This is a genomic window from Chitinophaga sp. RCC_12, from assembly GCF_041360695.1.
Taxonomy (GTDB): Bacteria; Bacteroidota; Bacteroidia; order Chitinophagales; family Chitinophagaceae; genus Chitinophaga.
This window is the reverse complement of record NZ_JBFUPS010000014.1, coordinates 127917-149026: the sequence shown is the minus strand read 5'-3', so window position 1 is coordinate 149026 and position 21110 is coordinate 127917. Positions and strand designations below refer to the sequence as shown.

Genomic DNA, 21110 nt, shown 5'->3' with positions numbered 1-21110 from the left:
AAAGACAAAATTCGCTTATATCTCCCCGAATCCTTTAAAATCCCCATGTTCAAATCCCCCAAATCCTTAAAATCACCTTTAATCCTGAGAAAGACAACATCCGCGTAAATCCCGCGGATTACGTATTTTTAAGTAAAACCATGTAAGATGTCCGGACCTCTCACGAAACTAAAGAATGCGTACCACCTGTTGAAGAGCATTGATTTCGCCATGCTGGCTAAACTATCCGAAAAAGTAGATCTCCCGAAGGTGATGGAGTCGGTAGGGAAAATGGATGATACGCAGCTGAATGGCTTAATGAAAATGCTCGCCAGTGGCAGTAAGAAGAAAGAACTGCCGCCTATCGAAGGCGACTTCTATGATCTCGGGGCAAAGCTCAATGCGGAAGACAGGGCACTGCAGCTGAAGGTGCGGGCATTTATGGAAAAGGAAATTAAGCCTATCGTTAATGAATACTGGCTGAAAGCGGAGTTCCCTTTTGAAATCATCCCGAAATTCAGGGAGCTGAATATCTGCGGGGTTACTTATGACGGGTATGGATGTCCTAACCGGTCATTCCTGATGGAAGGGATCATTGCCATGGAAATGGCGCGTATAGATGCTTCTGTAGCTACTTTCTTTGGTGTTCAGAGCGGGTTGGCCATGGGATCTATTTATATGCTGGGTTCTGAAGCACAGAAACAGGAATGGCTGCCGGGAATGCAGCAGCTGAATATTATCGGGGCATTCGGACTCACCGAACCGGAAGTAGGTTCCGGCACCGCCGGCGGACTAACTACCACGGCTAAACGGGAAGGCGATAGCTGGATACTGAATGGCCAGAAGAAATGGATTGGCAACGCCACCTTTGCTGATGTAATTGTGATCTGGGCAAGGGATGTAGATGATAACCAGGTGAAAGGATTCCTGCTGAGAAAAGATACGCCCGGTTTCAGCGTGGAAAAGATCCATGATAAAATGGCGCTGCGCATTGTCCAAAATGGATTGATCACCCTGAAAGATTGTCGCATAGCGGAATCCGACCGCTTACAACATGCAGCTTCCTTTAAAGATACTGCCCGCGTACTTCGCATGACCCGCGCCGGTGTGGCCTGGGAAGCGGTGGGCTGCGCCCGTGGCGCCTATGAAAATGCGCTGGCGTATACGCAAACCCGTAAGCAGTTTGGGAAGCCTATCGCCGCTTTTCAGCTGATCCAGGGTCACCTGGTGGAAATGCTGTCCAATCTTACTGCCATGCAAACAATGGTATTCCGTTTATCGGAAATACAGGATGCCGGCGGGTTAAAAGACGAACATGCCTCGCTGGCCAAAGTGTTTTGTACGTTGCGTACCCGCGACGTGGTAAGCCGCGCCCGCGAAGTGATGGGAGGCAACGGCATTTTGCTGGAATACAATGTAGCGCGCTTTGTGGCTGATGCAGAAGCCATTTACTCCTACGAAGGCACAAAGGAAATCAATTCCCTCATCGTGGGCCGCGCCATTACCGGCTTCAGCGCATTTGTATAAAATATCAAATCTTTTTTATAGTTTAAATGCCGGATTGTGGACTATGCCGCAACCAGCATTTAATCCGTATCGTTATGAATTCATCAAACAGACGTCATTTCCTCAGGAACGTTTCCCTGGGAGCCCTTGCTGCCATCAGCATTCCAGATATTGTTGCCGCCGCAACGGTAACAGAAAAATCTAAAAAGATAATACTCAAAAAAGAGAGCGTGGTATTGTTCCAGGGCGATTCCATCACCGATGCGGGCCGTAAACGCGACAACGACCAACCTAACGCAGGTGGCGCACTGGGCGGCGGTTACGCGCTGATGGCCGCATCTTCCATGCTGCTGAAAAGTGCGGATAAAAATTTAAAAGTGTATAATAAAGGCATCAGCGGAAATAAAGTATTTCAACTGGCCGACCGCTGGGATACTGATTGCCTGTTGATTAAGCCGGATGTGCTGAGTATCCTGGTGGGCGTAAATGACTACTGGCATACGTTGAGTAATAACTATAAAGGTACCGCCAAGACATACCGCGACGACTACGATAAACTGCTGGCACGCACCAAACAGGAGCTGCCGGATGTTCAGCTGATTATCGGCGAACCCTTTGCGGTAAAAGGGGTGAAGGCCGTAGATGATAAATGGTACCCTGCGTTCGACGAGTATCGCGCGGCTGCCCGGGAACTGGCAGATAAGTACCAGGCCACTTTTATTCCTTATCAATCCATTTTTGATAAAGCACAGAAGTCAGCACCGGCGTCATATTGGACCGGCGATGGGGTACATCCCAGCGTAGCCGGCGCTCAGCTGATGGCGGAAGCCTGGTTACAATGTGTAAAATAAAACCGGTTTTATCTGCTCCTTTCTTTTATTACATTTGTTTCATTACATGAAATTTGAAAATCCGGTTATGAAACAAATAGTTATCTTATTAATGATGTTAGGAGTAAATACAACGATATCCGCACAACAGCAGAAGATCCATCTCTGGCCCGCTGCCGTACCCGGTGAAACAGCCGCCAAACAAACCGCAAAGGTAACCCCGGATGGCAGCAATCATGTAACGCGGCTCACCGATGTTACCGATCCGGTACTGGAAGTGTTTCCGGCCGATGCGGCCAATAGCAACGGCGCCGGCGTGATCATCTGCCCCGGTGGTGGTTATAATATCCTGGCTATTAACCTGGAAGGATACGAGGTAGCCGCCTGGCTCAACAAACTGGGCTATACTGCTTTCGTATTGCAATACCGGGTCCCCAAAAAAGAAGCCGGCGCCCTGCAGGATGCGCAACGTGCCATCCGCCTGGTGCGCAGCATGGCATCAGAATGGAAGCTGCAGCCCGACAAGATAGGAATGATGGGCTTTTCGGCGGGTGGAAGTCTTACCGCCAGGGCATCAGTGCAATATAACGTGCATACCTATACGCCGGTCGACAAGGCCGACTCTTTGTCTGCACGCCCCGCTTTTAGCGCGCTCATTTACCCGGCTTATCTTGATAAAGGAGAAAACAGATCACTCACCCCTGAGTTGAAGTTAACCAGTGAAACGCCTTCCATGTTCCTTTTTGCTACCGCAGATGATACCTATGGCAATAGTGCCCTGGTAATGGCCGGCGCCCTCCGCGACGCCAAAGTGCCGGTGGAGCTGCATTTTTATGCAAAAGGAGGCCACGGATACGGCTTACGGAATGGCAACCCCGCAGGAGAAGCCTGGCCCTTACTGATGGAAAAATGGCTGAAAACAACCGTGAAGTAAGCTTATATAAATTATAACTTTCAGGAAGTAGCTTTTCGAGTGAATAAATGGCTAAATTTGGTCCACTCTAAAACCTGTTACCATGGGAATTTTTGATAAACTCAGGAATGAATTTATTGACATTATTGAATGGACCGACCCGTCCGCCGATACCATTGTGTGGAAGTTTCCCCGCTACCAGAATGAAATAAAAATGAACGCCAAACTTACTGTGCGCGAATCACAGGTGGCCGTTTTTATGAATGAAGGTAAGATTGCCGATGTTTTTCAACCCGGCATGTATACGCTTACTACACAGAATATGCCTATCCTGAGCACCTTGCAGGGATGGAAATATGGCTTCAACAGCCCCTTTAAAGCAGACGTGTTCTTCGTGAGCATGCGGCAGTTTACCAACCAGAAATGGGGAACCAAGAACCCGGTAATGCTCCGTGATGCGGAGTTTGGACCGGTGCGGCTCCGGGCTTTCGGCAGTTACGCTTTCCGCGTAAAGGATGCCGGGCAATTCCTGAAGGAAGTAGCAGCTACCAACCCGGAATTCACCGTGGAAGGTATCAACGAGCAACTGCGTAATCTCGCAGTATCCCGTGGTATGGAAGCCGTGGCAGAAGCAAAGATCCCGGTACTGGACCTGGCAGCCAATTATGAAGAAGTATCCACCCAGATCACCGGGAGAATTGGTACTGAATTTAATGAACTCGGACTGGAACTGACCAAGTTCCTGATAGAAAATATTTCCCTGCCACCGGAAGTGGAAGCTGCACTCGACAAACGCAGCAGCATGGGCATCGTTGGGAACCTGGGCGCGTATGCGCAATTCCAGGCCGCCAACGCCATGGAAAAGGCGGCGGAAAACCCTTCCGGCGGCGGACTCGCGGCGGCCGGCTTAGGCGCTGGCATGGGCGCAGCCATGATGGGACAGGTAGGTAACATCTTCCAGAATAATAACCAACAGGCCAATACAGGCGGTGGAGCACCACCGCCGTTACCCGGCGCTGCATCGTTTTTTGTGGCGGTAGACGGCAAACAATCCGGCCCCTTCGACGCAGATCAACTCCGTCAGCTGGCCGCCGCGGGTAGCCTGAACGCGCAAACCCTGGTGTGGAAAAACGGCATGGCTGCATGGGCCGCCGCCAATACAGTGCCTGAACTGGCGCCGGTATTAGCCACCGTACCACCACCATTACCTTAACTAAAGCAGGCCGTCCGGCATCACGTGATGCCGGACGGTATTAGATCCATACGTTCCTATGTCTTTTGAGGAAAAAACAAGCGAAACAGTTAACTCGTTGAAATGCCAGAACTGTGGCGCTATCCTGCATTATGCACCAGGCACCAACAGCCTGAAATGTGAATACTGCGGTACCGTGAACCAGATTGAGGATGATACGCAGCCCGACGCTATACAGCCCATCGATTACGACGCTTTTATTGCTTCACAGCAAAATCATACGGAAGCTACCCAACAGGCAGTAGTAGTGAAATGCGTCAGTTGCGGCGCTTCTACTACCATGCTGCCCAATGTAACCGCCGATTCATGCCCCTTCTGCGCCTCGCCGCTGGTGGTGGATACCGCGCAAACTACTTCCATCCTGCAACCACATTATGTATTGCCTTTTGTAGTGAGCGACAAAACCGCGGTGGACCACTTTCAAACCTGGATGAAGAAACTCTGGTTTGCACCGTCCGACCTGGTGAAGAAAGTAAAAGACAGCTCCTCTCAACAATTGAAAGGCGTGTACATCCCGCATTGGAGCTACAATACCGACACCTATACGGAATACTCCGGCTCCCGCGGTGAATATTATTACACCACAGAAAGCTATACGGTAGAAGTAAACGGCCGGACGGAAACCCGCACCCGGCAGGTAAGGCATACCGCATGGTACCCGGCTTCCGGCAACGTGAACAATATCTTCCGTGACGTGCTGGTATCTGCCAGTCCTTCTTTGCCCCTGAAAATGGCGCAGATCCTGGAACCCTGGCACCTCGACCAGCTGAAAAAATACGACGGCCGGTACCTCAGCGGTTTCCGGGCGGAACTTTACCAGACGAATGCCGAACAGGCACTGGCCATCGCAAAGAAAAGAATGGACCCGGTGATCCGGAATGAGATCTGTGATGATATCGGCGGCGATGAACAACGCATCGACGATTACGATGTGGAATACAACCAGCTTGGCCTGAAGTATTTGTTGCTGCCCGTTTGGATCAGTGCCTACCGGTATAATAACAAACTCTATCATTTTGTAGTAAATGCCTGCACCGGAGAAGTAACCGGCGACCGTCCATACAGCTGGATGAAAATTGTAGGCCTTGTCCTCGGCATCATTGCCGCCATCATTATTATTTACCAGTTCGCTCAATCTCAATAAGCGCAGGCGTTATAAAGAAAAAATGGTTATTGTAAGAATTACAATAACCATTTTTTTTGCGCGTTCCGGGGAAAACAATCTACATTTTTTTTGCGTCAGTCCGCTTTGGACCTTTCTTTAAAATCCTTTACTGTATTGCGTTTGAGCGGTATTTGTTTTCAAGGTACCGTTTTTGCAAAGTTGAGCTATGTAAACGGGCACACCTATTACAAACCCAAAACAATATACAATGAAGAAGCTAGTTATTTTATCAGCAACATTTTTAGCCGTGTGGATGACGCAATCCTGTAATAACACCGCGAAAAATCCACAATCGGAAACACCGGTAGACAGCGCCAAAGACGTTAACGAAACTGTTAAACCGGTAGATGAAAAATCATCTGAATTTGCTGTGGAGGCTGCAAACGGTGGCATGATGGAAGTTGAGATGGGTAAGCTTGCACAGGAAAAAGCACAGAATCCAAGAGTAAAGGCTTTTGCCACCATGATGGTGAACGATCACTCCAAAGCAGGAGATGAATTAAAAGCACTGGCCGGAACAAAAGGCATCACTTTGCCGGCAGAATTATCTACCGAAACAAAGAAACACATCGACGATCTCAGTAAGAAAACCGGTAAGGATTTCGACCGGGAATATATGAGTATGATGGTAGACGACCACGATAAAGACGTGAATAAATTTGAGAAAGCAGGAGATAATGTAACAGATGAAGAACTGAAAACCTGGGCCAGGAATACATTGCCAACCCTGAAAACACACCAGGATTCCGCGAAAGCAATTAAAGATGCTTTGAAAAAATAATTATCTGTGAATCCAGAGAATTGCAACCATAGCTTCAGGGGCCTGTTCCTTGAAGCTATTTTTTTAATGAGGCAGCTTCGGTTTTAACGCACCATAGATCCACGTGCCTGCAATGGCGCTCAGCAAAGTAATGCCTACTACCGTGAAACCGGTACCAATCTGCGCAAACAACGGACCCGGACAAGCCCCGGTGATCGCCCATCCCAGGCCAAAGAGCAATCCGCCGAAGATCTGTCCTTTATTGAAAGTTTTAGGCGCTACCGAAATCGGTTCACCCTGGATAGTTTTAATATTGAACCGTTTGATCAGTTGCAGGGAAATGATCCCGGTAATTACCGCGGTGCCAATTACACCATACATGTGGAAGGAGGTAAGCTGAAACATTTCCTGGATACGGAACCAGCTGATCACCTGCGCCTTTACCAGCACTATACCAAAAAAAGTTCCTGCTACCAGGTACCTGATATTTTTCATGTTAGTTCAGCCATTTAAAGAGGTAAGGAATGAGCAGGTTGGCACTGATAAAGCCACCAGCCATAAAGCAACAGGTAGCCACCAGCGATGGCCACTGTAAATTAGACAGCCCCATAATGGAATGCCCCGATGTACAACCGCCGGCGTAGCGGGTACCAAAGCCCACCAGCAAGCCGCCCAGCACGAAGAATACCAGTCCCTTCCAGGTAAAGACATTCGACCAGCTGAATATTTCCGGCGGCAACAGTGCAGAATAATCATGCACGCCATAAGTGGCCAGCCTTGCCTGTGTGGCGGCTGCCACCTGGATATCGTTGCCATCCTGCAGGTAGTGCCCCGCAATAAAACCACCCAGCACAATACCGGCTACAAAGAAGAGGTTCCAAGCCTCTTTTTTCCAGTCGTATTTAAAGAAGGAAATATTCGCCGGGAAACATGCCGCACAGATATGCCGCAGCGAAGAGGAGATACCAAAGGCCTTATTGCCCAGCAGCAACAGCACTGGTACGGTAAGACCAATCAGCAACCCGGATACCGACCAGTGCCAGGGTTGCTGAATGAATTTCATAAGTTGCATGGAAAGGAATTTAGGAAGTGATAAATCTGTTACAGGAGATCATTATACTCCGGATGTCTTTTCATATAGGCATTTATGTAAGGACAGTAAGGTTTTACTTTAAGATGATTTTCCCGGGCGTATTCCAGCACGTATTTGGCCAGTTGCCCGGCAATGCCGCGGCCTTCCAGCGCAGGCGGCACTTCTGTATGCATAAAGGCAATGCCGCCGGGGTACAGGGTATAGGCAACCAATGCGGTATGCCCTTCCACTTCGGTTTCAAACTGTTTCTTTGCGATGTTATTCCTGATGGTAAGTTCCATATAAAAAGGAGATTATAATTTGTCTGGTAAATTGCCGTCTTCTTTAGTCACGTCTGCATTCATAAAGAAGCTCAGCGCCCCGGAGGGGCATTGTTTGATCTGCGATATAATTTGTTCCGTGGTAGCGCCCTGTGCGTTGATCCAGGGCTTTTCGTTTGGATTGAATACGGACGGAAGGCCGTGAAAACACTTCTCCGAATGGATACATACACCTGGCTTCCAAACAATGGTTACCTCTCCGTTGGAATAGTGTTTGGTGATGTCTTTCATTTTTATACGGCTTTAGTGTTCATAATAATCGGATGGCTTAATACTTTATGAATAGGGCAGGAGCGCGCTATCTGCTCCAGCCTGGCGATCTGTTCTTCACTGAGGTTCCCGGTAAAGTGCATGTCGATATCTATAACGGTAGTAAGTGGATCCGGTTTGGCGGCGCTGTTAAACCGCAGCTCAATTTCAATATTTTCCACGTGCCACTTTTTCCTGTCGGCGTACATTTTAAGCGTGATAGCAGTGCAGGAGCCCAGGCTGCTCAGTAATAATTCCCCTGGCTGCGGGCCGGTATCGTCGCCGCCGGCTTCTATCGGTTCATCTGCCAGCCAGCGGTGATCCCTCGTATCTATCGACACCTGGTAAGGACGGCCGGATAAACTTACTCTAACTTCCTGGTCCATATATTTTTTTTACTGAAAATGATCTTTCATCCATGCTGCTGCCAAAGTAATATCATGTTGTACCAGGTTATGACCGGCAGATATATCGAATGTACTTACTTTAAAGCCATTGCCCTCCAGCAGGGTGGCATAAGCCGCCGTGGCTGCAGGATCCACGGTGCCGTCCTGTGTGCCGGAGCTCATAAACACGGGCTGTTGCCGCTGCGTTTCAAAGCTGTCTTCTAAACCGCTCAGCGGTTGCATAGGGCGGAACAATACAGCGCCGGCCAGCAGTTCCGGGTATAAAATAAGTACAGCGCCTGCAATATTAGCACCGTTGGAATATCCAACGGCAATCAGTTTATTGATATCGAAGCCTTCTGTAATGGCTAATTCTTTCAGGAAATGCACCATTTCATGCGTTCTGAAATGTACATCTTCTTCGTCAAATACGCCCATGCCTAAACGACGGAAGAAACGGGGCATGCCATGTTCCTGTACATTGCCCCTCAGGCTGAGTATATTAAACCCTTTCCCCAGTGATCCTGCCAGCGGTAATAAATCCCTTTCGTCTCCTCCTGTGCCATGCAACAGCAGCAACGTATAGGCGGCGGGGTTACCCACCGCTTCATATACATACTGCATCGGTTTAAAATCCATATCACTCCAGTTTAATCAGTTTTTTCACAATCTCTTCCCGCTGCGGTTCATATTGCGGCGGCAGCATCAGGTGTGTGCCCAGTTCGGCTGCCGGCTCGTCTACCGTGAAACCGGGAACGTCGGTGGCCAGTTCAAATAAAACACCGCCCGGCTCCCGGAAGTAAACAGACCGGAAATATTTGCGGTCCAGCTGCGGTGTAACGTTTAAACCACGATCTTCCAGCAACTGGCGGTAATGCATTTGCATATCGTCGTCTTTCATCCGGAAAGCAATGTGGTGCACACTTCCGCCGGCAACATGCCCGCGGGATTCTCCTTTGGCTTCAACCAGGTCGATATAGTTGGCGGTATCGCCGGCCGGACTTACAAAGCGGTACCGGTTGGTATGATGTTTATCAAGTTTGTAACCAAACACAGATACCAGCAGGTCGGCAGTAGGCTGCACATCTTCCAGTGTAAGGGTAACGTGATGGAAACCCCGGGTGGCATTTTCTTCCCCCACTTCATTGGTTGTCCATGGTGTGCGGTTGTCCGGCTTTTCCGGTACGGTCAGTTCCACCTTCAATCCATCGGGATCAATAAAGGTCAGGTATATTTCCCCGAATTTGGAAGATGGTTTATTATAGATGATGTTCTCTTTTTCAAATCTTTTTAACCAGAAGTCAATGCTGCCTTCCGGAATGCTGTAGCCTACCTCGGTAGCCATGTGGGTACCTCTGCGGCCGGCCATAATATCTTCCCAGGGGAAGAAAGTGAGGATGGTACCGGGTGTACCGGTTTCATCTCCATAATAAAAGTGATAAGTGTGGGGATCATCAAAGTTCACCGTTTTCTTCACAAAACGCAATCCCATCACACGGGTATAAAAATCAAAGTTCTTCTTCGCATTGCCTGAAATGGCCGTGATATGATGCAGGCCTGTTATTTCATTCATAATTCCTCCTTTTAAAAGTTGGCTGTTAGTCTTTGTCTTGTACAAAGACTAACAGCTGATATTCTTTACTGCTTCTTGATCAACTGCACTTCTCCGTAGATTTTTACATCGTCGCCTACCATTACACCACCGGCTTCAGTAGCCGCATTCCAGGTAAGACCAAAATCTTTACGGTTAATTTTTCCGTTGATCGTAAAACCGGCCCTGGTATTGCCCCAGGGATCTTTTACCACACCACCGAATTCTACGGCGAGTTTGATATTTTTAGTGATCCCGCGGATGGTCAGATCTCCGTATAGTTCATAGGAGCCGTCGTTATCAACGCTCTCATATTTGGTAGTTTCGAAAATAATATCCTTGTAGGTGTTTACATCAAAGAAGTCGGGAGAACGAAGGTGTTTGTCCCTGTCGGCGCTGCCGGTTGAAATAGAGTCTATGTCTACCGCTACTCTCACTTTAGCAGTCATGAAATCTTCTTCTTCCGTTTCTGCGTCCACCGTGAAGTTGTTGAACTTACCATTGATGTTGGTGATCATCAGGTGACGGATTTTAAATCCAAGTTCACTGTGACTCGCGTCGGCTACCCATTGTTGTTTTGCCATAAGTAAATGTAGTTTTATAATGAATCAATAAAGTTGCAATGCTGCGCAAACCGCTGCAGGATTATATTTTAACAAGATCAGGAACCTATTGTTCAATCTTTTGTATCACAAATATCGGGTGAAAACAGGTGGGTTCAAATGGATCAAATACACATAATGATGTACTTTTTGTGTATGCACTTAAAGGTAAGAAATATAACGATAAGCCCTTTATTATCAAATGATGTATAATTTTTTTCAAATACTTCAAACATTATTCATGAAAGATTGTTTTGAGGTGTTAGGGTTCAACCGGAAGCCTTCCTGAAGTAAAGAAAACCGTATGAGATATTACTTGTTTTTAATTCCGTTACTGCCAGCATTGTTTGTACACGGTCAGCAAAACGCACAACAGCTGACTTTAAAGGAATGTTACCGGCTTGCGAAACAGGGAAATACATTGGTGCAGCAGGCGCAGCGATCCCTGAAAGCCAGGGAGTACAACCTGCAGGCGGAAAACGGGGCATATTATCCTAAAGTGGATCTGCTGGCGGGTTACAATTACCTCGGCAAACCATTGGAGATAAATCTGCAACAGGTGAAAGACGGGGTGGTTAACGGATCTTCCTCCCAAAGCGTGAATACCGCCAATACCGTTTACCAGCAAATTACCGGTCAGCCGCTTCCGCAAAATGTTCAGGATGTTATCTACAACGCCACCAAGGGCATCATCAATACCTTTTACCCCGATTATAACCCGGAACTTACAAAGCAATCTTATTTCACAGCAGCCCTGGCGCTGCGGCAGCCAATATACCTCGGCGGCAAAATTGCAACTGCGCAACAGCTGGCCAGAACACAGGTTACCGCCGGGCAGTTCAATCAGCAGGTGGTGGAAAAAGGATTGTTCTTTGCCATCAGTGCACAGTACCTCCGCATTCTCTACCTGAATACTATTCTTGCCCATGAAGCGGTGATCGTGGAATCATTTAAGAAGAACCGTGATTATGCCGCCTCTTTAAAAGATAACCAGATCCTGCCGCCTTACCTGCTCAACTGGGCAAGGGTATCTTTTGTACAGGCCACCAACCGGTATAACAACCTGGAGCTGGAGAAAGAAAATGCCCTGCTGGAATTAAACGACTTGCTCGGGCAGCCGATTGAAACTCCCATTGAAATCAACGACACCCTGGAATACGAACTGAAACCGGTAACGGAAACGGGCCAACTGGAATTGCTCCGCAATAACCCCACTTACCGCCTGGTGGAAAACAAAACGGACCTGGCCAATGTAGCCGTAAAGGCGTCGCGGTCGCTCGCCCTGCCCAATATTTTTGCCATCGGCAGCCTGAACCTGTACCAGAAAGATTTACCGGTAACCATACCGCCGTGGCTCATCGGCGTGGAAATGCAGTGGAACCTCTTCGACGGCTTCCAGAAATATAAACGTACCAAGGCCAGTAAAATGCTGGTGGAAGAAGCGCAGATGGCGGCCCTGAACACCAAAACATCGCTGGAACTGCAACTGAGGGTGTCGATCAATAAAATGAAAGCCCTGCAGAATGATGTGGCCTCGCTCGACAGCGCCCGGCAACAGGCGCACCTCACTACCACGTTGGTCACCGACCGGATGCAAAACCAGCTGTCGTCTGTAAAAGATGTTAATGATGCACTCCTGCAGGAAGAGGAAATGCATAAGATCTACTATACCGCCGTGATGGGCTATTACCTCGCCCTGGCGCAGTACTGGAATGTAATAGGCACACCGGAACAATTTGCAGAATATGTTGACAGATAAACAGATTTTTTCATGATAGCTGTACTTAAAAATTATTGGGCCCTGCTGATCCCCATCGCTATCCTGGTGATTGCGCTGATCTTCTTTGTGAAGAAGCCGGCAGCTGCAGATGAATCCATGATAGGCATGGTGGACGCCGACTATGTGGATGTGGCGGCAGAATTCCCCGGCCGGCTGGATAGTCTCCTGGTGAAACAGGGCGATACTATTCGTAAGGGGCAGTTGCTGGGTGTGCTCCGCTCCACCGAAATCAATGCTATCCGCAACCAGGCGCAGGCGGCCATAGATGCGGCAAAGGGACAGCTCACCCTGTTGCAGAAAGGCGCCCGGCCCGAAGCCATCAAGGCAGCGGATAACCTCTATAATATCACCCAGCAACAATATGAGCTGATGCAGAAAACCTATCAGCGTATGCAGAACCTCTTTAACGATGAGGTGATTTCCGGACAGGAAAAAGACCTGGTATACTTCAAACTGCAAGCTGCCAAAAAAGAAATGGAAACGGCCAAGCTGAACATGGATATGCTGCAACAGGGCAGCAGGCCGGAACTCATCACCACCGCATCCGCCATTGTACGGCAGGCGGAGCAAGGCTATGAACTCACCAAAGCATTATCTGATAACACTTATATACATGCACCGTCAGATGGCATTATCACTTCCATGGTAATAGAAGAAGGGGAGATAGTGGCCATTGGTTACCCGTTGATGACGATCCAGAAACCGGCCACGTATCATATTACCTATAATGTACGCCAGGATGATATGCAGCGTTTCCCGCTGGGGGCCCGTGTACAGGTGCGGGTGCCAGGGTGCGATCCGGAGAATTTTGAAGCCGAGGTACATAAGGTAGCACCCTCTCTCACATTCGCCAACTGGGTACCGGTAAAAGAACAGGGCAGGTTTGAACTGCGCACTTTTACGGTCGACCTGAAACCGGTTAACCAGGCGGCTATCAAAGGTCTGCGTCCTGGCATGACGGCCTCCATGAACCTGCCATGATGCGTTCCATCCTCCATATTGCAATCAGGGAGTGGAAGCGCATACTTACCCTCCCGGAACACTACATCGTGCTGCTGGTGTTGCCGCCACTGGTATGCCTGCTCTATGGCTATATCTATAATAACCAGTTTGCCCGCGACCTCCCGGTGGCTATCTGGGATGAATCGCATTCGCCTTTATCGCGCAAGTTTGCATTTATGCTGGAGCAAACGGAGAGTATCCATATCACACAGCAGGTAGATAATGAAATCACCCTGCAAAAGATGATGGAACAGGGCGTGATCCAGGGCGCTGTCCATTTCCCGGAGAAAATGGATGATCATATCAAAAGCCGTCAACCGGTGTATATCACCGTATATACAAACACCGCAGCGGTAGTAACAGCAAAGCTGATCTATAAAGATGCCGCCAAAGTATTAATTACGGCGGGCTCGGGAGTTACGTTACAGAAGTTTGTAAAAACCGGCATGCCTGCCGGCAAGGCGATGGCGCTGGTGCAGCCCATCCGGCTCACCTCTTATATGTTGTACAATCCGCAATACAACTACCAGCAATACCTGGTGCCGGGGCTAATTGCAGTGGCACTACAAATGATGATCATCATGGTAACAGTACTGGCTTTAAACCTGGAAGAAAAAAGAGGCACCTTCGCGGAACTGAATACAATAGCCAATGGCGCTGCCTCCAATGTATTGCTGGGCAAAGGTTTGGCGCACCTGAGCGTAGGGTGGCTGCATTATATCCTGGTAACATGTATTGTGTTCCCGCTTTTCGCGCATGGCCGGATTGGCGGCTCCTGGCCGCTTTTCCTGCTTTTTACCTTGCTGATCACAGGATGTATCAGCATAGGATTAATGGTATCGGCTATTGTAAGCGACGTAATGGTGGCCTGCGACCTCGGACTGTTCTATACTTCCCCGGCCTTTGTATTCAGCGGGTTTACTTTTCCCCGCTGGGCCATGCCGTGGTACGATCAGTACTACGCCTGGCTCATGCCCTTTACGCCTTTCCTGGATGGATTCTTTAAAGTATATTTTATGGAGTTGCCCATGCAGTATGTATATAAGGAAGCGGGCCAACTGCTGATTTATATAGCAGTTACATTCCCGGTGGCATTGGTATTCCTGCAACGGAAACTGGATAAACCTTCCTTACAGCATGCGTAATTTTTTTCGTCATATAACCCGGTTGTTCCTGCGGGAAGTGAGGATGGTAGCCACCGACCACAGTTTGTTGCTTACCCTGCTGATAGCGCCGCTCCTGTATGCTTTTTTCTATGGCAGCATTTATAGTTATAAGGTAGAAGAGAAAGTATTACTGGCGGTGGCGGACGACGACAAAAGTGAATTATCCCGCGCCTTCCTGCAGCAGCTAAGCAAAATGCAGATTGCATCCGTAACAGGCGCCAGGGACCTGCAGGATGCACAGGAGAAAATGTATTACGGCGAGTGCCAGGGCTACCTGTACATTCCTCACGGCGTAGAAAAAAAAGTGCTGGCCCTGCAACAGGCCGATATTGTGCTGGCCGTGAATGCCGCCAGGTTCCTGCCTTCCAGCGAACTGGCCGGAGGCATTACTACGCTGGCGCTTACCGTAGGCGCGGGGGTGCGGCTGAAGTATAATGAAATGCAAGGGTTGAATGCCCAGATGGCTTTGCGGGAAACGCAACCGGTGAACCTCGACTACCGGCCGATGTACAATGCACGCTCCAGTTATGGCGCGTTCCTTTTACCGGGACTGCTGGCGCTGATATTACAGCAAACGCTGCTGATAGGCCTTTCCGAAAGCATGGCGCTCGACAAAGAAAAAGGGCGCGTGCCTGAACTGGTGAAAACCGGTGGTGGCGGCTTATCGGCCACCCTCTGGGGGAAAGGACTTTTTTATATGGTGCTTTTTTGCTGCTATGCTTTTTTCTTTATGACGGTCAATTATACCACCCTGAACATCCCTTTCCGCGGACGGGTATTAGAGGTAGCGGTGGTGTTCTTCCTTTTCTTTTTCACGCTGATCCCCCTGGGAATATGGCTGGGCACCATGTTCCGCAGCCAGCTGATGGCCGCGCAGATGATGGTGTTTTCCACCTACCCGGTATTCCTCATTGCCGGTTATGCCTGGCCATATGAATCCCTGCCGGTGCCGCTGCAGTGGTTATCGTTTATGGTGCCCACCACACCGTTCCTGAAAGTGTACCAGTCCATTGTGCAAATGGGCGGCACCCTGGCGGATAATGCTTCTTCCGTATTACATTTGCTGGTGCTATCCGGGTTTTATACCCTGTTGGCATTACTCGGATTAAGGCGTTTGAATAAGCGGCAACAATCCATATCTTTGTAACGGATGTATGCAATTGTAGATATTGAAACGACAGGCGGGCATGCCAGCGCCAATGGTATAACGGAGATCGCCGTTTTCCTGTACAACGGGAACGAAGTGACGCAGCATTACCAAACCCTGGTAAACCCCGGAATCCCCATTCCTTATTACATAGAATCGCTAACGGGCATCAGCAACAGTATGGTAGCGGATGCACCTCCCTTTGAGGCTATCGCCCCGTTATTATATGACCTGCTGAAGGACCGGATCTTTGTAGCCCATAATGTAAACTTCGATTACTCTTTTATAAAGCACCAGCTGGCCAATGCGGGCTTCGACCTGCAATGCAAGAAGCTGTGCACAGTACGGCTGGGACGCAAGATTTTCCCGGGGCTGAAATCATATAGCCTGGGTAATATCTGCCGCCATTTCAGTATACCGGTTAATGGCCGGCACCGGGCCGGCGGCGATGCGGAAGCCACCACCGTGCTTTTCGGGATGCTGCTGGCCAACGATAAAGAAAAGGTAATTGCTTCCATGCTAAAGGTGGGATCAAAGGAACAGTTCCTGCCACCTAACCTGCCACCAGACCAGGTGAAAGGATTGCCGGCCCACCCGGGTGTTTATTATTTCCATGACCACAAAGACAAAGTAGTATACGTAGGCAAGGCAAAGGACCTGGGTAAACGGGTGAACAGCCATTTTACCGGGCATAGCGCCAGCCGCCAGCGGCAGAATTTCCTGCGCACCATTCACCGCATTTCCTACCAGGAAACGGCTACTGAATTAATGGCCTGCATCCTGGAATCGGTGGAGATAAAGCGCCTGTGGCCAATTTTCAACTACGCCCAGAAGCGGGTGGAGTTCAGGTATGGATTTTACCTGTTTGAAGACCAGCAGGGATACCTGCGGCTGGTTATAGAAAAGAAGCGGAAGTATTCACACCCCGTACACAGCTTTAACCTGCTGATAGACGGTCACCGGCTGCTGCGCTCTCTCATAAAGGAGTTCAAACTGTGCCCCAAACTCTGCTTCCTGCAAAAGGGTAATGGCACCTGTGCGGGTATTACCGCCGGCACCTGTAATGGCGCCTGCGATAAGGTGGAAAAGCCGGAAAGCTATAATGAGCGTATGAAAGCGGCGATTGCATTTTTACAGGAGCAACAGCCCTCCGTGATCATTGTAGATAAAGGCCGCAACAGCAGCGAGAAAAGCTGCATCCTGATGGAAAAGGGCCGCTTTTACGGAATGGGCTATATCCCCGCAGAAGTGAACACCGCCGAAGCAGCCCACGTCCGGGACTACCTGACCCCTTACGCCGAAAACGAAGTGATCATCAGCCTGCTCCGGCCTTATGCCGGCAACAGCCGGTGATGCGGATTTTGTCTTTCTCGCTGATTACGCTGATTTTACTGATTTAGGGATTTGATCACTTTGGATTTTAAATGATTTTGGGAGATATACGCGAATATCTCCCAATCCATTAAAATCCTTATAAAATCCAAAAAGTAAAATCAAAGTAATCAGCATAATCAGCATAATCAGTGAGAAAGACAAAATACGCTAAGAAAAAAAATACATGATCGTTATAAATCACCTGATTCCTCATTACTTTTGCATCTCGTAAAAGTGAGTTTCATTTTTAATTATTAATATTTTTTTATTCATGTTAGAGTCAAGTTTCAAATTACCAGGTCAAACTGCCTTTTACAAAGGAAAAGTACGCGATGTTTACACCATTGAAGACAGGCTGATGGTAATGGTAGTAAGCGATCGCATCTCTGCATTTGATGTGGTACTGCCACGCCCGATCCCCTTCAAAGGACAGGTACTGAACCAGGTTGCGGCCATTATGCTGGAAGCTACCAAGGATATCGTTCCTAACTGGGTAAAATCTTCTCCGCTACCTAATGTAACTATCGGGCTGAAATGTGAAACTTTCCCGGTGGAAATGGTGGTACGCGGTAATCTGACCGGTCACGCCTGGAGAACTTACAAATCCGGTGAGCGTGTATTGTGTGGTGTAACCATGCCGGAAGGACTGAAGGAAAACGACTTCTTCCCGTCGCCCATCATCACCCCAACCACCAAAGCACATGAAGGTCATGATGAGGATATTTCCCGTGATGAGATCATTGCGCAGGGACTGGTAAGCAAGGAAGACTACGAGCAACTCGAAAAGTACACCCTCGCTTTATTTGAAAGAGGTAAGGAAATGGCCGCCAAACGCGGACTGATCCTGGTGGATACAAAATATGAATTCGGTAAGATCGGCGATACCATTTATGTAATCGACGAAATTCATACGCCTGACTCTTCCCGTTATTTCTACGCGGAAGGTTATGAAGAGAACCAGAAGAACGGCACCCAGCAGAAACAGCTCAGCAAGGAATTCGTGCGTGAGTGGCTGATGGCAAACGGTTTCCAGGGTAAAGACGGTCAGCAGGTACCGGAAATGACAGACGAATTTGTAACGAGCGTAAGCGAGCGCTACATTGAACTGTTTGAAAACATTACCGGTCAGAAATTTGTGAAAGAAGAAGTAGCGGCTGCGGATGCAGAATCCAGGATAATAGCTGCACTTAAAAGTTTATAATCATTCGATCGCTCCGGTGCAATGCCGGAGCGGTTTTTATCCCTTTGTGCACGATGAAATTACAATTATTGATCCCCGCGGTAGTTTGTTTGTTAAGCTTTGTCGCCTGCAACAACGCCTCCAAATCCCCTAAAGAATTAAGCAGCGAGGAAGTACTGGAACTCGCAGGAAAATCGCCGGGCATGAATGCCGGACGAGGAACCTTTACTGTAAATACCCCCGCCGGCTGGACGAAGATAGATACCGTGATGAGCCGTATAGAATATACGTTTATGATGGCGCCGGTAACCGATGATAGTACCTTCCAGGCCAATGTAAATATTGTTACGCAGGAACTGAAGAAAGGATTTACGCTGGATAAGGTGATGGAAAGCACCCAAAAAGAAATGGAAAGTTTCTTCGTGGATTATAAAAAGATCGATACCGGTGAACGCACCGTGACCGGCGTAAAAGCCAAATGGATGAAATGCCAGTATGCCCACCGCGAAAGCGGTACCCTGCTCAACGGAGAGGTAACCATCCTGGTAAAAAATAATATCGCCTACGCTATTACCCTCACCACACTCGCCGGCGACCTGGCAAAATATGAACCAGCGCTGGAGGAGATCCTGGGGTCTTTTACCGCAAAGTAAATATGCGGATTTTGTCTTGGCTCAGGATTACGCTGATTATACTGATTACCTGGATTTTTACTTTTGGATTTTTTTAGATTTTTAGATTAATAAGTAAGGGAGATGAAAGCGAATATATCCGCTGTTATCTCCCTTAATCCTTTATAAAATCCAAAAGAATAAAATCCAGGTAATCAGTATAATCAGCGTAATCCTGAGCCAAGACAAAATTCGCGTCGAATGCCTTATTTTTGTTTGCAAATTGACGACCGTTGAAACACCTTGCCGCGCTTAATAAATACTTTCTTACCAATAAATGGCTGCTGATCCTGGGATTGTTGTTTACCGCCATATCCATTGTATTCAGTGTTTTCCAGCCTATCATGGTACGCCAGATCTTTGACCTGCTGGCGCATAATATAGACGAATACCGGCTGCTGGACAATACTGCGCTGAAGGTGGCCTTCCGGGCGGATTTCACGCATGTACTGGCGTTTTACGGGGTGAGTATCCTGCTGTTTGCATTGCTGAGCGGATTCTTTTTATTCCTGCAACGGCAAACGCTGATTGTAATGAGCCGTCATATCGAGTACGATCTGAAGAATGAAATTTACCAGCATTATCAGAAGCTGGATCTTAACTTTTTTAAGATGCATCGTACCGGCGACCTGATGAGCCGTATTACAGAAGATGTATCACGGGTACGTATGTACGTAGGTCCTGCTATCATGTACGCTTCGCGGACGGTATTCCTGATAGTGATCATTGTATACCTGATGCTGGAGGTGAATCCTTTGCTGACGCTGTATACCTTGTCGCCATTGCCTTTTCTTGCCTTAACCATTTATTATGTGAACAGGATCATTCACCGCAAAAGTGAAAAGATCCAGTCGCAGTTATCCAATATTACTTCCATTGCGCAGGAATCTTATTCCGGCATCCGCGTAATAAAATCATATATCCAGGAAGATGCCAGCGCGCGTCATTTTGAAGAAGCGAGTGAAGCGTATAAAGACAGCTCAATCAGCCTGGCTAAAACAGATGCCCTGTTTCAGCCTACTATGGCGTTGATGATTGGGCTGAGTGTGATCCTCACTATTTTCATAGGTGGTATCCAGGTGATCAAGGGAAATATTACCGTAGGCAACCTGGCGGAATTTGTGATCTATGTAAACATGCTGATGTTCCCGTTCTTTTCTATCGGGATGGTGGCGTCCATGATACAACGTGCTGCGGCCTCACAGCAACGTATAAACGAATTTTTACAGATAGCGCCTACGGTGAAGGATGAACCGGATGCGAAAACGGTGAAGCTGAAAGGAGGGGTGCGGCTGGAAAACGTGACTTTCACTTATCCGCATACGGGGATTACCGCCATCAGCGATTTCAACCTGCATATCAAACCGGGGCAGAAGGTGGCCGTTATTGGCAGAACGGGGTCTGGCAAAAGTACGCTGGCACAACTGCTTATCCGGATGTACGATCCGCAGGAGGGAAAGGTGATGGTAGACGACCAGGATATCCGTCACCTGCGGCTGGCCGATTTGCGTAGCCAGATCAGTTATGTGCCGCAGGATGTGTTCCTGTTCTCCGATAGCATCGCCAATAACATCCGTTTTGGCGACCCGAGTGCCAGTATCCAGGCGGTGCAAACCGCTGCCAGGCAGGCTTCCGTGGAGAAAGACATCCTGGGTTTCAATGAAGGCTTTGATACCGCCATCGGGGAGAGGGGCGTAACGCTGAGCGGTGGCCAGAAACAGCGGATCTCCATTGCGAGGGCGCTGATCAAGGACCCCGATATCCTTATTTTCGACGATTGCCTCTCTGCCGTGGATGCCCGTACCGAAAAAGAGATTATAGGTAACCTGTATGCCTATCTGAAAAATAAGACAGCCATTATTATTACTCACCGGATCTTTGCCTTGTTTGAGTTCGATAGCATAATCGTACTCGATGAAGGAAAAATTGTAGAGCAGGGAACACATAATGATTTATTATCATTGAATGGATACTACGCAGAGCTGTACGCGCGTCAGCAATCCGGCGATGAAGAAAGTGTAAGTGAGTAGCAATCACGTGCTTGTATATTCCCTGCCGCAGCCCGTTACACGCGGCTTTTATGATTTTTCAAAATCATTTAAAAATATTTTGATATTTGTAAAACAATAGTATATTTGTCTCTT

Annotated in this window: 22 protein-coding genes; 14 read left to right on the top strand and 8 right to left on the bottom strand. The window is 48.4% G+C overall.

The genetic code is table 11. The features are described from left to right. The first annotated feature begins 147 nt into the window (after positions 1 to 147). The 6 genes from AB6805_RS30275 (at position 148) to AB6805_RS30250 (ending at position 6426) form a co-directional block, all read left to right on the top strand. The gene (locus AB6805_RS30275; protein ID WP_370913179.1) at positions 148 to 1506 is read left to right on the top strand and encodes an acyl-CoA dehydrogenase family protein; all 1359 of its coding nucleotides are present in this window, start codon (positions 148 to 150) and stop codon (positions 1504 to 1506) included. Between the two features lie 74 nt (positions 1507 to 1580). Then, positions 1581 to 2336, top strand: coding sequence for an SGNH/GDSL hydrolase family protein (locus AB6805_RS30270; RefSeq protein ID WP_370913178.1), 756 nt, complete (start codon positions 1581 to 1583; stop codon positions 2334 to 2336). Between the two features lie 67 nt (positions 2337 to 2403). Next, positions 2404 to 3249: an alpha/beta hydrolase gene (locus tag AB6805_RS30265; protein ID WP_370913177.1), complete on the top strand. Its 846-nt coding sequence runs from the start codon at positions 2404 to 2406 to the stop codon at positions 3247 to 3249. A gap of 82 nt (positions 3250 to 3331) precedes the next feature. Next, positions 3332 to 4441: an SPFH domain-containing protein gene (locus AB6805_RS30260; protein ID WP_370913176.1), complete on the top strand. Its 1110-nt coding sequence runs from the start codon at positions 3332 to 3334 to the stop codon at positions 4439 to 4441. Positions 4442 to 4499: 58 nt separating this feature from the next. Next, the gene (locus AB6805_RS30255) at positions 4500 to 5624 is read left to right on the top strand and encodes a hypothetical protein (RefSeq protein ID WP_370913175.1); all 1125 of its coding nucleotides are present in this window, start codon (positions 4500 to 4502) and stop codon (positions 5622 to 5624) included. A 229-nt stretch (positions 5625 to 5853) separates the two neighbouring features. Then, positions 5854 to 6426, top strand: coding sequence for a DUF4142 domain-containing protein (locus AB6805_RS30250; protein WP_370913174.1), 573 nt, complete (start codon positions 5854 to 5856; stop codon positions 6424 to 6426). 63 nt (positions 6427 to 6489) lie between these two features. Here AB6805_RS30250 and AB6805_RS30245 read toward each other — a convergent pair whose 3' ends face one another. The 8 genes from AB6805_RS30245 to AB6805_RS30210 form a co-directional block, all read right to left on the bottom strand. Then, the gene (locus tag AB6805_RS30245; protein ID WP_370913173.1) at positions 6490 to 6900 is read right to left on the bottom strand and encodes a DUF6691 family protein; all 411 of its coding nucleotides are present in this window, start codon (positions 6898 to 6900) and stop codon (positions 6490 to 6492) included. Between the two features lies 1 nt (position 6901). Continuing rightward, the gene (locus AB6805_RS30240) at positions 6902 to 7477 is read right to left on the bottom strand and encodes a YeeE/YedE family protein (RefSeq protein WP_370913172.1); all 576 of its coding nucleotides are present in this window, start codon (positions 7475 to 7477) and stop codon (positions 6902 to 6904) included. A 29-nt stretch (positions 7478 to 7506) separates the two neighbouring features. Next, entirely contained in the window at positions 7507 to 7779 is a 273-nt protein-coding gene (locus AB6805_RS30235) for a GNAT family N-acetyltransferase (RefSeq protein ID WP_370913171.1), read from the bottom strand. Positions 7780 to 7791: 12 nt separating this feature from the next. Continuing rightward, on the bottom strand, positions 7792 to 8049 hold the full coding sequence (locus AB6805_RS30230; protein ID WP_370913170.1) for a (4Fe-4S)-binding protein: 258 nt from the start codon (positions 8047 to 8049) through the stop codon (positions 7792 to 7794). A gap of 2 nt (positions 8050 to 8051) precedes the next feature. Beyond that, complete coding sequence (locus AB6805_RS30225) at positions 8052 to 8453, bottom strand: OsmC family protein (RefSeq protein ID WP_370913169.1); 402 nt, start codon at positions 8451 to 8453, stop codon at positions 8052 to 8054. 9 nt (positions 8454 to 8462) lie between these two features. Beyond that, complete coding sequence (locus AB6805_RS30220; RefSeq protein WP_370913168.1) at positions 8463 to 9092, bottom strand: alpha/beta hydrolase; 630 nt, start codon at positions 9090 to 9092, stop codon at positions 8463 to 8465. A gap of 1 nt (position 9093) precedes the next feature. Further along, complete coding sequence (locus tag AB6805_RS30215; protein ID WP_370913167.1) at positions 9094 to 10026, bottom strand: ring-cleaving dioxygenase; 933 nt, start codon at positions 10024 to 10026, stop codon at positions 9094 to 9096. A gap of 65 nt (positions 10027 to 10091) precedes the next feature. Beyond that, on the bottom strand, positions 10092 to 10628 hold the full coding sequence (locus AB6805_RS30210; protein WP_370913166.1) for a YceI family protein: 537 nt from the start codon (positions 10626 to 10628) through the stop codon (positions 10092 to 10094). A gap of 322 nt (positions 10629 to 10950) precedes the next feature. Here AB6805_RS30210 and AB6805_RS30205 point away from each other — a divergent pair, with 322 nt between their 5' ends. From AB6805_RS30205 to AB6805_RS30170, 8 genes are all read left to right on the top strand, one after another. Further along, on the top strand, positions 10951 to 12405 hold the full coding sequence (locus tag AB6805_RS30205; protein WP_370913165.1) for a TolC family protein: 1455 nt from the start codon (positions 10951 to 10953) through the stop codon (positions 12403 to 12405). 12 nt (positions 12406 to 12417) lie between these two features. Further along, positions 12418 to 13407, top strand: a complete 990-nt coding sequence (locus AB6805_RS30200) for an HlyD family secretion protein (RefSeq protein WP_370913164.1) — start codon at positions 12418 to 12420, stop codon at positions 13405 to 13407. Next, positions 13407 to 14573 carry an ABC transporter permease gene (locus AB6805_RS30195; RefSeq protein WP_370913163.1) on the top strand — a complete coding sequence of 389 codons (1167 nt, stop codon included), beginning with the start codon at positions 13407 to 13409 and terminating at the stop codon, positions 14571 to 14573. The genes AB6805_RS30200 and AB6805_RS30195 overlap by 1 nt, the downstream gene beginning before the upstream one ends. Next, positions 14566 to 15741: an ABC transporter permease gene (locus AB6805_RS30190; protein ID WP_370913162.1), complete on the top strand. Its 1176-nt coding sequence runs from the start codon at positions 14566 to 14568 to the stop codon at positions 15739 to 15741. Before AB6805_RS30195 ends, AB6805_RS30190 begins: the two co-directional genes overlap by 8 nt. A gap of 3 nt (positions 15742 to 15744) precedes the next feature. Continuing rightward, positions 15745 to 17094 carry an exonuclease domain-containing protein gene (locus AB6805_RS30185; RefSeq protein WP_370913161.1) on the top strand — a complete coding sequence of 450 codons (1350 nt, stop codon included), beginning with the start codon at positions 15745 to 15747 and terminating at the stop codon, positions 17092 to 17094. Positions 17095 to 17386: 292 nt separating this feature from the next. After that, positions 17387 to 18316: a phosphoribosylaminoimidazolesuccinocarboxamide synthase gene (locus tag AB6805_RS30180; protein WP_370913160.1), complete on the top strand. Its 930-nt coding sequence runs from the start codon at positions 17387 to 17389 to the stop codon at positions 18314 to 18316. A gap of 53 nt (positions 18317 to 18369) precedes the next feature. Then, positions 18370 to 18948: an LpqN/LpqT family lipoprotein gene (locus AB6805_RS30175; protein WP_370913159.1), complete on the top strand. Its 579-nt coding sequence runs from the start codon at positions 18370 to 18372 to the stop codon at positions 18946 to 18948. A 251-nt stretch (positions 18949 to 19199) separates the two neighbouring features. Continuing rightward, positions 19200 to 20996: an ABC transporter ATP-binding protein gene (locus AB6805_RS30170; protein ID WP_370913158.1), complete on the top strand. Its 1797-nt coding sequence runs from the start codon at positions 19200 to 19202 to the stop codon at positions 20994 to 20996. The last annotated feature ends 114 nt before the right edge of the window (positions 20997 to 21110 follow it).

Bases quoted from the DNA above. Each gene is read 5' to 3' on its own strand.
- AB6805_RS30195 (WP_370913163.1), top strand. From the start codon at position 13,407: ATGCGTTCCATCCTCCATATTGCAATCAGGGAGTGGAAGCGCATACTT.
- AB6805_RS30175 (WP_370913159.1), top strand. From the start codon at position 18,370: ATGAAATTACAATTATTGATCCCCGCGGTAGTTTGTTTGTTAAGCTTT.
- AB6805_RS30265 (WP_370913177.1), top strand. From the start codon at position 2,404: ATGAAACAAATAGTTATCTTATTAATGATGTTAGGAGTAAATACAACG.
- AB6805_RS30270 (WP_370913178.1), top strand. From the start codon at position 1,581: ATGAATTCATCAAACAGACGTCATTTCCTCAGGAACGTTTCCCTGGGA.
- AB6805_RS30235 (WP_370913171.1), bottom strand. From the start codon at position 7,779: ATGGAACTTACCATCAGGAATAACATCGCAAAGAAACAGTTTGAAACC.
- AB6805_RS30225 (WP_370913169.1), bottom strand. From the start codon at position 8,453: ATGGACCAGGAAGTTAGAGTAAGTTTATCCGGCCGTCCTTACCAGGTG.
- AB6805_RS30210 (WP_370913166.1), bottom strand. From the start codon at position 10,628: ATGGCAAAACAACAATGGGTAGCCGACGCGAGTCACAGTGAACTTGGA.
- AB6805_RS30260 (WP_370913176.1), top strand. From the start codon at position 3,332: ATGGGAATTTTTGATAAACTCAGGAATGAATTTATTGACATTATTGAA.
- AB6805_RS30190 (WP_370913162.1), top strand. From the start codon at position 14,566: ATGCGTAATTTTTTTCGTCATATAACCCGGTTGTTCCTGCGGGAAGTG.
- AB6805_RS30275 (WP_370913179.1), top strand. From the start codon at position 148: ATGTCCGGACCTCTCACGAAACTAAAGAATGCGTACCACCTGTTGAAG.
- AB6805_RS30200 (WP_370913164.1), top strand. From the start codon at position 12,418: ATGATAGCTGTACTTAAAAATTATTGGGCCCTGCTGATCCCCATCGCT.
- AB6805_RS30245 (WP_370913173.1), bottom strand. From the start codon at position 6,900: ATGAAAAATATCAGGTACCTGGTAGCAGGAACTTTTTTTGGTATAGTG.
- AB6805_RS30205 (WP_370913165.1), top strand. From the start codon at position 10,951: ATGAGATATTACTTGTTTTTAATTCCGTTACTGCCAGCATTGTTTGTA.
- AB6805_RS30230 (WP_370913170.1), bottom strand. From the start codon at position 8,049: ATGAAAGACATCACCAAACACTATTCCAACGGAGAGGTAACCATTGTT.
- AB6805_RS30240 (WP_370913172.1), bottom strand. From the start codon at position 7,477: ATGCAACTTATGAAATTCATTCAGCAACCCTGGCACTGGTCGGTATCC.
- AB6805_RS30215 (WP_370913167.1), bottom strand. From the start codon at position 10,026: ATGAATGAAATAACAGGCCTGCATCATATCACGGCCATTTCAGGCAAT.
- AB6805_RS30220 (WP_370913168.1), bottom strand. From the start codon at position 9,092: ATGGATTTTAAACCGATGCAGTATGTATATGAAGCGGTGGGTAACCCC.
- AB6805_RS30185 (WP_370913161.1), top strand. From the start codon at position 15,745: ATGTATGCAATTGTAGATATTGAAACGACAGGCGGGCATGCCAGCGCC.
- AB6805_RS30255 (WP_370913175.1), top strand. From the start codon at position 4,500: ATGTCTTTTGAGGAAAAAACAAGCGAAACAGTTAACTCGTTGAAATGC.
- AB6805_RS30250 (WP_370913174.1), top strand. From the start codon at position 5,854: ATGAAGAAGCTAGTTATTTTATCAGCAACATTTTTAGCCGTGTGGATG.
- AB6805_RS30180 (WP_370913160.1), top strand. From the start codon at position 17,387: ATGTTAGAGTCAAGTTTCAAATTACCAGGTCAAACTGCCTTTTACAAA.